Source organism: Pseudonocardia sp. KRD291 (assembly GCF_019263595.1).
Lineage (GTDB): Bacteria > Actinomycetota > Actinomycetes > Mycobacteriales > Pseudonocardiaceae > Pseudonocardia.
The window spans coordinates 1-12,967 of record NZ_JADQDD010000176.1 but is presented as its reverse complement, the minus strand read 5'-3'; the positions used below and the strand labels follow the sequence as shown (position 1 = coordinate 12,967).

The window sequence follows — 12,967 nt, the reverse complement described above, 5'->3', positions numbered from 1 at the left end:
TCCCGATCGGCAACAACGGCTGGCTGATCTCCGAGAACAGCCCGCAGTACAAGCCGACGTTCGACCTGAACAAGCGCGTGGTGCAGGAGGCGGAGGCGCAGGGCTTCGCGTTCGCCCTGTCGATGATCAAGCTGCGCGGATTCGGCGGGAAGACCGAGTTCTGGGACCACAACCTGGAGTCGTTCACCCTGATGGCCGGACTGGCCGCGGTCACCGAGCGGATCCAGCTCTACGCCTCCACCGCGGTTCTGACGCTGCCGCCTGCGCTGGTCGCCCGGATGGCCTCGACGATCGACTCGATCGCGCCCGGCCGGTTCGGCGTGAACATCGTCTCCGGGTGGGCCAAGGGCGAGTACGAGCAGATGGGCCTGTGGCCCGGCGACGACTACTTCGGCTACCGCTACGACTACTCGACCGAGTACGTGAAGGTGCTGCGCGACCTCTGGGAGACGGGTCGCTGCGACCTGGACGGGAAGTACTTCCAGATGGACGACTGCGTGCTCTCCCCGCGCCCGTCGAGCCACGTGAACATCGTCTGTGCCGGGCAGTCCGACCGCGGCATGCAGTTCTGCGCCGAGTACGGCGACTACAACTTCATCCTCTCGCCCGGCGTCAACGACCCGGAGGTCTACCGGGAGCCCACGCAGAAGCTGGCCAAGGCCGCCGAGACCTCCGGGCGCGACGTCGGCTCACTGCCGCTGTTCATGGCGATCATGGCCGAGACCGACGAGGAGGCGCAGGCCAAGTGGGCCTCCTACAACGAGGGCGCGGACGCCGGCGCGCTGGGCTACATGTCCGACGAGGGCAGCAAGGACGCCACCGCGGACGGATCCGGCACCGCGCGGACGATCAACCTGCCGGAGGGGGCGGTCAACTTCAACATGGCCACCCTGGTCGGCTCGTACGAGACCGTCGCCCGCCAGATCGACCAGGTCGCCGGCATGGAGGGCGTCAAGGGAATGATGTTCACCTTCGACGACTTCGAGCAGGGCGTGCACGACTTCGGGACGCGGGTGAAGCCGCTGCTCGGCTGACGCGCCGCGGTCGCCGGCCCGCCGCGCGGGGAATCCTCAGACCGCGGCGGGCGCGGCGGCCAGGGCGTTGCCGTGCCTGATCCGACCGTGTACCAGCAGTGCCAGGGCCACGACGCTCTGCCCGACCAGCCAGGACAGGCCCACCCCGGTCAGGCCCCACCACGTCGCGACCACCCAGGACATCCCGATCACGATCGTCGCGATCGCGGCCGGGACGCCGAAGAGCACCCGCATCCGGCGCTGCACCCGTGCCGCGGCCAGAGCCGAGGCCGTGACGATGTTGGGCAGCGCGGACAGCGACGCCAGCACGAGCGCGCCGGTGCCGGTCTCGGTGTAGTGCTCGCCGAAGATCGACAGGATCGGGTACGCGCCGAGCGTCAGCACGACGACCGCGGGCACGGTCAGCATCAGCGCGCGCCTGGTGGTGGACCGTCGGGCCGCGTCGGCACTCGCCGGGTCGGTCGCGGCGTGGGCGACCATCGACTGGGTCATGCCCGTGACGACCAGGTAGATCGCCATCGTCATGGTCCAGACGATCTGGTAGGTCGCGGCCTCCGGCGCGCCGAGCCGGGCGAGCACCAGCAGCGGCAGCCCGTAGATCGCGGCGTGCCAGAAGATCGACCCCGCGTAGTCCGTCCCGGCGAAGTGGGCGATCCCGCGCACGGTCACCGGCTCGGTCTCGCGGGTCGAGGCCGAGTGCTCCGGCAGCACCGAGGCGAAGATCCACACGGTCATCACGACGACCGCGACGCCGGTGGCCAGGATCCAGGACAGCCCGATCCCGCCCGGGACCACGAGCACCGCGGCGACGAGCAGCAGCCCCACCTTGAGCACCGAGAAGATCAGGTTCTCCAGCGGTACGAGCATCGCCCGGTGCAGTGCGGTGAGCAGGTTGTCCTGCACGTCGAACAGCGCCATCAGCGGCGTGCCGACCGCGAAGAACACGACCAGCGCGCCGAGCCCGGCCACCCCGACCATCTCCGGTGCCCAGAGCGGCGCACCGAGGGCGAACCCGGCCCCGATCAGCACGGCGGCCACGATCGCGACCACGTAGCCGACGGTCACCAGCCGGGTCGAGCGCGGGCCCGCCACCGGGACGAACCGCAGCAGCGCGTTCTGCATGTTCAGGTGTGCGATGCCGCCGAGCATCGAGAGCGTCGCCAGCGCCGCGGAGTTGATGCCGGCCTCGGCCGGGGAGAACAGCCGGGCGACCAGCACCCAGTACCCGAGGCCGATCACCGAGCTCAGCCCGGAGCTGAGCACCAGCGCCAGCCCGTCGCGGTGCACCGGGGCGTTCCACGCGGCCAGTCCCTTCGCCTCGGGCAGGGGAGGGCCGCCGACCGCCGGCGGGAGGACGAGGTTGTCGGCCGTCCGCAGCGCGCCGCTCTGTTGCGGGAGGCGGATCGGCAGCGTGGACTGGGAGAACGGGGACCACATGCGGTGTGTGTCCTCAGCCGCCCTGAGGTCGTTGTCGCGAATGCCCACGATGACAGCATCGCCGACGCGGGAACGGGCGGGACGGCCGCCCCCTGACGAATGGCGGCGGGTCCCCGAACAGTGTCGAATCGTGTATCGGGGGCGCCCCGACCTGGGGTTGCGGCGAGATCGCAGTATCACTCGATCGTGTGAGTAAATGGTGTGATCTCTTATTGCGGGTAGTAGAAGAAAAATGTCCGATAAGTCGTCGCGGGACGACGGTGCTCAGGCGGGGGTGATGCCCGCGGTCAGGCTGGCCGCGATCCGGTCCCCGAGCTGCTCCGGGGTGCAGTCGCCGGACTCGCGGAACCACTTGTAGGTCCAGTTCGCGGCGCCCAGGCACATGTTCACCCACACCTTCGGCGGCATCCCGATCTCGATCGCCGGGTACGCGCGCAGGTGCGCGTCCAGGGCCGCGCTGAACAGGTCCTCGAACGCGCGGCGGCGGCGCAGGAGCCCGTCGGCGAGATCGGCCGGGATCTCGTGCTCCTCCTCGAAGCACACCTTGAGCAGCGCCTGCCGGCGGCAGGTGTAGACGACCCGCGACCGGATCAGCTCGCGGACCGCCTCCAGCGGCGTCGGCTCGGAGTCCACGACCTCCAGCGCCAGCGCCAGGCTCTCGTCCAGCACGTCGGAGTAGAGCCGCACGAGCAGCTCCTCCTTGCTGCGGAAGTAGTGGTAGAGCGTCGGCTTGGACAGACCGACCGCGGCCGCGATCTCGTTCATCGAGGTCGCCCGGAACCCGCGCCGGCTGAAGATCTCCGCCGCCGTGGCGAGCACCCGCACCCGCTGACGGTCCGCGCGACTGGTGTGCACCTGGGCGCTCATGCATCTCCTCCGCTGGCCGGCCTTGACAGGTCGTGGTCGCAGTCACTCTACTGGTCCCGACCGCCCGGTCGGTCGATAACTTTTTGGAGGCCACATGAGCTGGGAGCTCGACGAGGCGCACGCGGATTTCGCGGCCACCTGCCGCGCGTTCGTGGACAAGCAGGTTCGTCCGCTGGTGGACGAGGCCGAGACGTCGGGCGTGTTCCCGCAGGAGCTGTGGACGCAGTTCGGCGCGGCCGGGATCCTCGGCCTGTGCACGCCGGACGAGTTCGGCGGCAGCGAGGCCGACAGTCTCGCGGTGGCGCTGCTGTCCGAGGAGCTGGCCCGCGCCAGTGGCGGGATCGCGATCAGCCCGCTGGTCAGCGCCTACATGGCCGGGACCCACCTGGTCCGCTACGGCAGCGACGCGCAGAAGCAGCGCTGGCTCTCGGCCATCGCCTCCGGTGAGGCGGTGGCCGCGATCGCGGTGACCGAGCCGGGCACCGGGTCCGACGTCGCCGGCATCACCAGCCGGGCGAAGGCGACCGACGACGGCCCCACCCACGACAACTGGGTCCTCGACGGCCGCAAGATGTTCATCACCAACGCCGGCCTGGCCGACGTGCTCGTCGTCGGTGCCCGCACCGGCGAGCCCGGGCGCCGCGGCATCACGCTGTTCGCGGTGGAGGCCGGCGCGCCCGGCCTCTCGTTCTCCACGCCCCTGAAGAAGATGGGCTGGCACTCCTCGGACACCCGCGAGGTCGTCCTGGACGGGGTGCAGGTGTCCCGCGAGGACATCGTCGGGGCCGAGGGCCGCGGCTTCTACCAGATCATGGCCGGCTTCGAGCTGGAGCGGATCGCGCTGGCCGGGATGGGCATCGGGCACGCCGCCGAGTGCCTGGACCTGTCCCGGCGCTACGTCGCCGAGCGCGAGGCGTTCGGCGCGCCGCTGTCCGCGCTGCAGACGATCCGGCACAAGGTCGCCGAGATGGAGATCGAGCTGGAGGCCGCGCGGCTGGTCACCTACCAGGCCGCGGCGCGCCTGGACGCCGGTCACCCGGAGGCCGGTCAGTCGGTCGCCCGGGCCAAGTACCTGGCCGCGGTGATGGCCAACCGGGTCGCCGACGACGCGGTGCAGCTCTTCGGTGGTGCCGGGTTCCTCGACGAGTCACCGGTGGCCCGGCACTATCGCGACGTCCGGGTCCTGCGGATCGGGGGCGGCACCGACGAGATCCAGCTGGAGATCATGACCCGCGGGATGCGCTCGTGACGGCGGAGCCGGTGACGACGGCGCCGGAGGACGTCCCGGTCCCGGATGCCGCGCCGACCGCGCAGGACGTCACCCGCGCCGCGGAACGCGCCCGCGCCGGCGGCGACCCGGCCCGCTGGCCGGACAAGCTCCCGGTCCGCGACCGCCTCGCGGTGCTGTTCGACCCCGGCTCGTTCGTCGAGGACGGCCTGCTGGCCACCGCGATGGACGCCGCGCTCCCGGCCGACGGCGTGATCACCGGCGTCGGACGCGTCGAGGGCCGCCCGGTCGCGGTGATCGCACACGACTTCACCGTCAAGGCCGGGTCCTGGGGCGAGCTGACCTGCGAGAAGCAGATCCGGATCCTCGAGCGCGCGGACCGTGACCTGCTCCCGGTCGTCTACCTCGTCGACTCCGCCGGTGGCCGGCTGACCGACCAGATGGGATTCTTCCCGGGCCGTCGCGGGGCGTCGGCGATCTTCCAGATGCAGGTGAAGCTGTCCGGCCGGGTGCCGCAGCTGTGCTGCCTGCACGGCCCGAGCGCGGCCGGCGGGGCGTACATGCCGGCGTTCTGCGACTGGGTCGGCATGGTCGACGGCAACGCCTCGATGTACCTGGCCAGCCCCCGGGTCGCGGAGAAGGTCACCGGCGAGAAGACCACGCTGGAGGAGATGGGCGGCGCGATGATGCACGCCGGCGTCTCCGGCTGCGGCGACGAGGTGTTCGACGAGGACTGGGAGGCCGTCGCGGCCGCCCGGCTGCTGCTGACCTACCTGCCCGACGACTTCCGCTCCCCGCCGGCCGCGGCGCCGTCGCGCGAACCCGAGCGCGAGGACTGGGCCGACCTGGTCCCGACCGACCCGAACACCGCCTACGACGTGCGCGACGTCGTGGACCGGCTGGTCGACGAGGGCACCTTCTTCGAGATCAAGGCCCGCTGGGCGCAGGAGCTGGTCACCGGCTTCGCCCGCCTGGACGGCCGCGTGATCGGGATCGTGGCCAACCAGCCCGCCGTGCGCAGCGGCGCGATCTTCGTCGACTCCGCGGACAAGGCGGCCCGGTTCATCTCGCTGTGCGACGCGTTCAACGTCCCCCTGGTGTTCCTGCAGGACGTGCCCGGCTTCATGGTCGGGGTCGAGGTCGAGCGCCAGGGGATCATCCGGCACGGCGCCAAGATGATCGTCGCGATGGCCTCGGCCGAGGTGCCCAAGTACACCGTGGTGCTGCGCAAGGCCTACGCCGCGGGCTTCTACGCGATGTGCGCGCCCGGGTTCGAGCCGCGCGCCACGCTCGCCCTGCCCACCGCCACGATCGGTCCGATGGGGGCGCAGGCCTCGGTGAACGCCGTGTACGCCAACAAGATCGCCGCGATCTCCGACCCGGCCGAGCGGGCGGAGTTCGTCGCCGCCCGCACCGTCGAGCAGCAGGCCGACATCAACCTGCTGCGGATGGGCTCGGACCTGGTCGTGGACGCCGTCGTCGAGCCGGAGCACCTGCGCACCGAGCTCTCCGCCAGGATGGTCGACTCCGACCGCTGGACGCGCACCCCCGGCCGCCGCCACCACCCCGTCAGCCCCGTCTAACCGCGCACGATCGAAAGGACGACGATGTCCGACACCGACAGCCTGAGCTCCCTGCTGGACTCGCCGATCGTGCCGCTCCGCGCGGACTGGCGGGTGCCCGAGCGTGTCGAGGCGCTGGCCGCGGCCCGCGCGCTGGACGGCCCGGACGCCTACTGGGAGTGGGTCGCGCAGCAGCAGCGCTGGTCCACCCCGTGGACGACCGTGCGCTCCGGCGAGATCGACGACTTCCGCTTCTTCGAGGGCGGGAAGATCAACGTTGCGGACAACTGCGTCGACCGCTGGGCCGAGGACCCCGCGACGGCCGGTCGCGCCGCCGTCGTCTGGGAGGGCGAGCCGGGCGACTCCCGCACGCTCACCTACGCCGACCTCGCCGACGAGGTGAACCGCCTCGCCGCGGGCCTGCTCGGGCTCGGCGTGGCCAAGGGCGACGTGGTCGCGATCTACATGCCGAACCTGGTCGAGGCGTTCACCGCGATCCACGCCTGCAACCGGATCGGCGCGATCTACACGGTGCTGTTCTCCGGGTTCGGCGAGGAGGCCGTCGCGTCCCGGATCCAGGCGGCGCGGGCGAAGGTCGTCGTGGTCGCGGACGCGATCTACCGCCGCGGCAAGCCGATCGAGCTGCTGTCCACCCTGCGCGCGGCGCGGGACCGGACGCCGTCGGTGCAGGCCACGGTCGTCGTGGACCGCACCGGCAATGCCGTGCCGCTGGTCGAGGGCGAGCACTCCTACGCCTCGGTGCTGCAGGCCGGCGCCGCCGGGACGCCCGCGGTGCCGCTGGACCCGAACGAGCCGTCGTTCCTGATCTTCACCTCGGGCACCGAGTCGAAGCCCAAGGGCGTCGTGCACTCGGTCGGCGGGTTCCTGCTCGGGACCTGGGCGAACGCACACTGGCAGGCCGGCTACGAGCCCGGGGACGTGTACTGGGTGGCCGCCGACGTGGGCTGGCTGACGTTCCCGATCCAGGCCGTGGTCGGCGGGCTGGCCTGCGGGATGACGATCGCCTGCTTCGAGGGCGCGCTGGACACCCCGACCACGGCCCGGTTCTACGAGGTCTGCGAGAAGCACGCGGTCACCAAGGTGCTCTGCGCGCCGACGCTGCTGCGGATGCTGCGCAAGTTCGGTGACGACCTGGCCGCCGCGCACCCGCTGCCCGGGCTGAAGCTGATCACCGTGCAGGGCGAGCCGCTGGACGGCGACACGTTCGGCTGGGCGAGCTCCACCCTGGACGTCCCGGTGGTCAACGCCTACGGCCAGACCGAGACCGGCTCCACCTGGACCTACCCGGTCTACGGCGCCGAGGACCTCAAGGCGGGCTCGGTCGGTACCCCGGTGCCCGGGCACGCCTACGAGATCCTCGACGACGACGGCAACCCGGTCCCGCCCGGTGTGAAGGGGAACCTGGTGCTGACCTCGCCGTTCCCGACCCTGGCCCGCACCGTCTGGGACGACCACCAGCGTTACCTGGACACCTACTTCTCCCGGTTCCCCGGCAAGTACGCGACCAACGACGAGGCCGTGCTCGACCACGACGGGCACATCTGGGTGCTCGGCCGGGCCGACGACGTGATCAACGTGGCCGCGCACCGGATCTCCACGATGGAGATCGAGGCCGTGGTCACCGCGCACCCCGGCGTCGTCGAGGCGGCCGTGGTCGGTGTGCCGGACGCGACCAAGGGGACGGTGCCGATCGCGTTCGTGACGCTCGCCGAGGGCGCCGACCCGACCACCCTGGCGGCCGAGCTGGACACCCAGGTCACCGGCGAGATCGGCGGCTACGCGCGCCTGGCCGCGGTGCACATCACACCGTCGATGCCGAAGACGCGCACCGGCAAGACCATGCGCCGACTGCTGCGTGATGTGATCGTGCACGGTGGACCGACCGGGGACACCAGCGCGATGGAGGACCCGACGGCACTCGATGCCGTCACCACCGTCGTCCGCGGCGGCTGAGGGTCATCAGGCCCGGCGAGCGGCACGTTCGTCGGAAAGGATCCGACGGGCGTGCCGCTCGTCGGTCGGAGATGGGAGCACGTGGCAGTGGAGGAGTGGCAGTGAGCGACGACCGGGCCGTGTCCGGGAAGTGGTTCGAGGACCTCGAGGTCGGGCTGGTCGTGCAGCACGCGACGCGCCGCACCGTCACCGAGACCGACAACGTCCTGTTCACCACGATGACCATGAACCCGGCGCCGCTGCACCTGGACGCGGACTACGCCTCCCGCACCGAGTTCGGCAAGCCGCTGGTCAACAGCATGTTCACGCTCGCGCTGGTGGTCGGGTTGTCGGTGCCGGAGCTGACGCTGGGCACGATCATCGCCCAGCTCGGCCTGGACGGGATCGCGTTCCCGGCGCCGGTGTTCGCCGGGGACACGGTGCGGGTGGAGAGCGAGGTCGTCGAGTCGCGGGCGTCGAAGTCCCGGCCCGACGCGGGACTGGTCGTCATCGAGCACCGGGCGCACAACCAGCGCGACGAGCTGGTCTGCAAGGTCCGGCGCACGGGTCTGATGCACCGGCGACCGGCCTGACCTTCGCTGGAATGTCGGCGCCCCGTGCCATCCTGTGCTTCGACGGTGAGGGAGGCGTGATGACCGAAGCCCTGTCGTGGCCGCGGCACCTGCTCACGCTCGAGGACTGGGAGGCGTTGCCCGAGGACAACGGGCTCCGGCTCGAGCTGGCCGAAGGGGTCCTGATGATGTCTCCACGTCCGGTTCCGTGGCACCAGAATGCGGTCACGGAGTTGACGTACGGCCTCAAGGCGCAACTACCGGCCTCGCTCATCGCGCTGGCCGAGGTGGAGGTCGTGCTGAGCGATGCCCCGCTGACCATCCGTGTCCCCGACGTCACGGTCACCTCGACCGCGGTCTTCGACGGCAACCCGCCCCGGTACCGGGCCGACGACGTGTCGCTGGTGGTCGAGGTGCTCTCCGAGGGAACCCGCCGGGTCGACCGCGTGCTGAAGTCGTCCGAGTACGCCGACGCCGGCATCGGCCAGTACTGGATCGTCGACCTCGACGCGCCGACGACCCTCACCGCGTACGTCCTCGTGGACGGCGAGTACGAGCTCGCCGGCGAGGCCACCGGCAACCTCGATCTCACCGTGGCCGGGAACCCCGTGCGGCTCGACCTCGAGTCCCTCACCCGTCGCTGATCCGCGCTGCACCCTCGCCGGTGCATCGGGCAGGCTCCTCCCCATGACCGACTTCGTCCCGCGCAGCCTGTTGTTCGTCCCCGCCACCCGTCCGGACATGGTGGCCAAGGTGGAGCGCGTGCGCCCCGACGCCGTCGTCCTGGACTGGGAGGACGCCGTCGCGCCGCCGGAGAAGGAGGGCGCCCGGGTCACCGCTGCGGAGACGCTGTCGGCGTCGCGGCCCGGCGCGGACGCGGTGCTGATCCGGATCAACGCGCCGGACACCCCCTGGTACGACGACGACGTCTCCGCCCTCGCGGCGCTGGTCACCGCCGGGCACGTCGACGGCGTCCTGCTGCCCAAGTACGAGCACGTCGCGCAGCTCACCGCGCTGCGTGACGCACTCGAGCCCGGGACCCGGATCGTCGCCGGGCTGGAGAGCGGGCTCGGCGTGGCCGACGCCCGGGAGCTGCTCGCGGCCGGACCGGAGGCCTGCTACTTCGGCGCCGAGGACTACATCGCCGACATCGGCGGGCGTCGCACCGCGGGCGGGCTCGAGGTGCTCTACGCGCGCAGCCGGGTCGCCCTGGCCGCGAGCCTGACCGGGGTGGCGTCGCTGGACCAGGTCGTCACAGCGGTCAAGGACGCCGAGGCGTTCAGCACCGACGCGCGCCAAGGCCTCGAGCTGGGCTACCGCGGCAAGGTCTGCCTGCACCCGACGCAGGTCACGCTCGCGCACGAGGTGTTCACCTCGACCGACGACGAGGTCGCGCACGCGGAGAAGGTCCTGGCGGCGGGGGAGTCCGGCGTCGGCCTGGTCGACGGCCAGATGGTCGACGCCGTGCACCTCACCCTGGCCCGCGCCGTCCTGGCCCGCGCCGGCCGCCCCACCTGACGGGAGCGCGGTCTACTCCAGCTTCGCCGGGTCCAGGGTCGCCTTCTCCACCCCGAGGCGGCGGTTGAGGAACACCGTCAGGCCCCAGAGCAGCACGCCGAGAACGACCAGGATGCCGGCCACCTGGTACTGCTCGGCGTCGCGGCCGGAGAACGGCAGCACCAGGTAGGCACACGCCAGGGCCCCGACGATCGGCAGGCCGGGCGGGGCGCGGAAGTGGTCGGCGTCGACCCGGTCCTTGCGCAGCACCAGCACCGCGACGTTGACCACGGTGAACACCGCGAGCAGGAGCAGCGACGTCGTGCCGCCGAGTACCGAGACCACGTCCGAGCCGCCGAGCGAGACGTAGGTGATCAGGCCGAACGAGATCACCGTCGTGAAGATGATCGCGACCCACGGCGTGCGGCGGAACGGATGTACCCGGCCCAGCGCCTTGGGCAGCACCGCCTGGTTGGCCATGCCGTAGAGCAGGCGGCTGGCCATCAGCATGTTGATCAGCGCCGAGTTCGCCACCGCGAACATCGAGATGAACGGCAGGACGACGTCGGCGGGGATCCCCGGAGCGCCCGCCCGCACGACCTCCACCAGCGGCGTCTCGCTCGCGGCCAGCGGCCCGACCGGGACCAGTGCCACCGAGCAGATCGCCACCAGCACGTAGATCACACCGGTGATCGAGAGACCGGTGATCATGATCTTCGGGAAGATCCGGCGCGGCTCGCGGCACTCCTCGGCCATGTTCACCGAGTCCTCGAAACCGACCATCGCGAAGAACGCCAGCGAGGTCGCCGTGGTGACGGCCAGGAACACGCCCTTGTCCTCGGGGGCGTCGAACGCGACGACCCGGGAGAAGTCCGCGTTCCCGCCGGCGATCGCGTAGATCCCGATCAGGATCACCAGCAGCAGCCCGGAGAGCTCGACGATCGTGAGCACCACGTTGAGCTTGACGCTCTCCCCGACACCGCGGAAGTTCACGGCCGCGACCAGCAGCATGAAGCCCAGCGCGATCAGCACGATCCCGCCGTTGCCCAGATCGAGCCCGAAGCCCTCGTTCAGGTTCGACGCGAACGCCCGCGAGGCCGTCGAGGCCGAGGTGATGCCCGAGCTCATCACGACGAACGTGACCATGAACGTCAGGAAGTGCACGCCGAACGCCTTGTGTGTGTACAGCGCCGCGCCCGCGGCCTGCGGGTACTTGGTCACCAGCTCCAGGTAGGAGAACGCGGTCACCATGGCGACCGCGAACGCGACCAGGAACGGCAGCCACGCCGCGCCACCGACCTCCTCGGCCACCTGCCCGGTGAGCGCGTAGATACCGGTGCCCAGGATGTCGCCGACGATGAACAGCAACAGCAGCTTCGGGCCCATCACCCGTCTGAGTGCGGGCTGCCCGTCCTGGACGTCGCCTCCGGTCGACCTGGTCTGTTCGGCCATCTTCTCCCGCTCCCCCCTGATCGTGGGCGTGGGCGCCGGGGTCCGGCGACCGCTTCGTCACGATCGGTACACACTGGTCGGCGGGGCCCCGGCTGTCGAGCCGCCGGGCGGCTTCTACGACACCAGTTTCTCCAGCGCGTCCGCGCCGGCGGCGGGGCCGTCGCCGGCCTGCAGCTCGCGGGACAGGCGTTCGCAGCCGGCGCGGACCTCGGGGTCGCCCGCGACGGCGTCGACGGTCTCGGTGAGGGTGCGCGCGTCGATCGTGTCCGGGTCGAGGCGGCGCCCGCACCCGAGCTCCTGCACGCGGCGGGCGTTCATGTCCTGCTCCGGCATCTGTGGCACCCCGACCTGCGGCACCCCGAGGTAGAGGGCCTCCATCGTCGAGTTCATGCCGTTGTGGGTGACGAACGCGTCCGCCCGCTCGAGGACCCGAACCTGCGGGACGTGTGCGTGGACCTCGACGTTGTCCGGCAGATCGCCGATCCCGGTCGGGTCGATCCGGTCGCCGACCGCCATCACGACCTGCCAGCGGGTCCCGCCGAACGCGTCGGCGCAGAGCCGGAAGAAGTCCGGGCGGGCGTTGAACACGGTGCCCAGCGAGACCAGCAGCAGGGGTGCGTCCGGGTCGCGCGGCTCCCAGCCGGCGTCGCCGCCGCGGCCCCGCACCGACGGCCCGAGGAACACGAAGGAGTCGTCGAACGTGTCGCCGGCCGGCTGGAACCCGCGGGGGATGAACACCAGGTTCAGCTCGCCCGGCGCGCCGAACGAGCTCGCGTCGTGGCGCAGTCCGCGGGAGCGGGCGAAGGTGGCGATCCGTTCACCGAGCGCGCCGAACGCCTCCTTCGCCGCGGCCGCCGCGGGGGAGTCGCCGAGGACGTCGCGGCGCAGGTCGAAGTGCTCGTTGTTGGCGAACGACGGGTTCAGTGCGACGTGGGGCAGCGTCAGCTGCTGCGCGACGAGACCGGTCACCGGGCTCATCACGTCGCCGCACAGGGCGTCCGGCCGGTCGGCCCCGAACAGCTCGGTCAGCACCGGGAACGTGTCCTCGACCGAGGTCGCGAACGCCTGCATCCGCCGTGCCGTGTCCTGCGGGTCCGCAGGGGCGTCACCGGTCATCGGGGGTGGCCCGTCCGGCATCCGGAACGGGACCTCGACCGGGTCCGCGCCGGCGGCCCGCACCGTCTCGAGCATGGTCGCCCCGGTGGCGTAGCTGACCCGGTGCCCACGCCGGACCAGCTCGGTGACCAGCGGCAACGTCGGGTTGACGTGGCCGTGGGCGGGCATGCTGACGAACGCGAAGTGCCTGCTCATGATCCCTCGGCGACTCGGGGTGTGCCCGGACGGCGACGGCTCCGGGCCGGTGGA

Annotated in this window: 11 protein-coding genes; 7 read left to right on the top strand and 4 right to left on the bottom strand. The window is 71.4% G+C overall.

Going from position 1 to position 12,967, the window contains the following annotated elements:
• The coding region (gene rutA, locus I4I78_RS21570) for a pyrimidine utilization protein A (RefSeq protein WP_218613270.1) at positions 1 to 1,034 on the top strand (1,034 nt) is incomplete at its 5' end.
• A 36-nt stretch (positions 1,035 to 1,070) separates the two neighbouring features.
• Here the strand turns inward: rutA and I4I78_RS21565 are convergent.
• Together I4I78_RS21565 and I4I78_RS21560 are read right to left on the bottom strand one after the other, a co-directional pair.
• Positions 1,071 to 2,471: a lipopolysaccharide biosynthesis protein gene (locus tag I4I78_RS21565; protein ID WP_218613269.1), complete on the bottom strand. Its 1,401-nt coding sequence runs from the start codon at positions 2,469 to 2,471 to the stop codon at positions 1,071 to 1,073.
• Between the two features lie 264 nt (positions 2,472 to 2,735).
• A complete protein-coding gene (locus I4I78_RS21560; protein WP_218613268.1) occupies positions 2,736 to 3,338 on the bottom strand; it encodes a TetR/AcrR family transcriptional regulator in 603 nt (200 codons plus the stop codon).
• Between the two features lie 94 nt (positions 3,339 to 3,432).
• Between I4I78_RS21560 and I4I78_RS21555 the strand changes: the two genes are divergently transcribed.
• The 6 genes from I4I78_RS21555 (at position 3,433) to I4I78_RS21530 (ending at position 10,171) form a co-directional block, all read left to right on the top strand.
• Positions 3,433 to 4,587 carry an acyl-CoA dehydrogenase family protein gene (locus I4I78_RS21555; RefSeq protein ID WP_218613267.1) on the top strand — a complete coding sequence of 385 codons (1,155 nt, stop codon included), beginning with the start codon at positions 3,433 to 3,435 and terminating at the stop codon, positions 4,585 to 4,587.
• On the top strand, positions 4,584 to 6,149 hold the full coding sequence (locus I4I78_RS21550) for an acyl-CoA carboxylase subunit beta (RefSeq protein WP_308252278.1): 1,566 nt from the start codon (positions 4,584 to 4,586) through the stop codon (positions 6,147 to 6,149). Before I4I78_RS21555 ends, I4I78_RS21550 begins: the two co-directional genes overlap by 4 nt.
• Before the next feature lie 24 nt (positions 6,150 to 6,173).
• A complete protein-coding gene (locus tag I4I78_RS21545) occupies positions 6,174 to 8,102 on the top strand; it encodes an AMP-binding protein (RefSeq protein ID WP_218613266.1) in 1,929 nt (642 codons plus the stop codon).
• Positions 8,103 to 8,203: 101 nt separating this feature from the next.
• A complete protein-coding gene (locus tag I4I78_RS21540; protein WP_308252277.1) occupies positions 8,204 to 8,674 on the top strand; it encodes a MaoC family dehydratase in 471 nt (156 codons plus the stop codon).
• Positions 8,675 to 8,733: 59 nt separating this feature from the next.
• Complete coding sequence (locus I4I78_RS21535; protein WP_218613265.1) at positions 8,734 to 9,297, top strand: Uma2 family endonuclease; 564 nt, start codon at positions 8,734 to 8,736, stop codon at positions 9,295 to 9,297.
• Between the two features lie 43 nt (positions 9,298 to 9,340).
• Positions 9,341 to 10,171: a CoA ester lyase gene (locus I4I78_RS21530; RefSeq protein WP_218613264.1), complete on the top strand. Its 831-nt coding sequence runs from the start codon at positions 9,341 to 9,343 to the stop codon at positions 10,169 to 10,171.
• Positions 10,172 to 10,183: 12 nt separating this feature from the next.
• Here the strand turns inward: I4I78_RS21530 and I4I78_RS21525 are convergent, their stop codons facing one another.
• Positions 10,184 to 11,602 carry an APC family permease gene (locus I4I78_RS21525; RefSeq protein WP_218613263.1) on the bottom strand — a complete coding sequence of 473 codons (1,419 nt, stop codon included), beginning with the start codon at positions 11,600 to 11,602 and terminating at the stop codon, positions 10,184 to 10,186.
• Between the two features lie 114 nt (positions 11,603 to 11,716).
• The coding region (locus tag I4I78_RS21520; protein WP_308252276.1) for a macrolide family glycosyltransferase at positions 11,717 to 12,967 on the bottom strand (1,251 nt) is incomplete at its 5' end.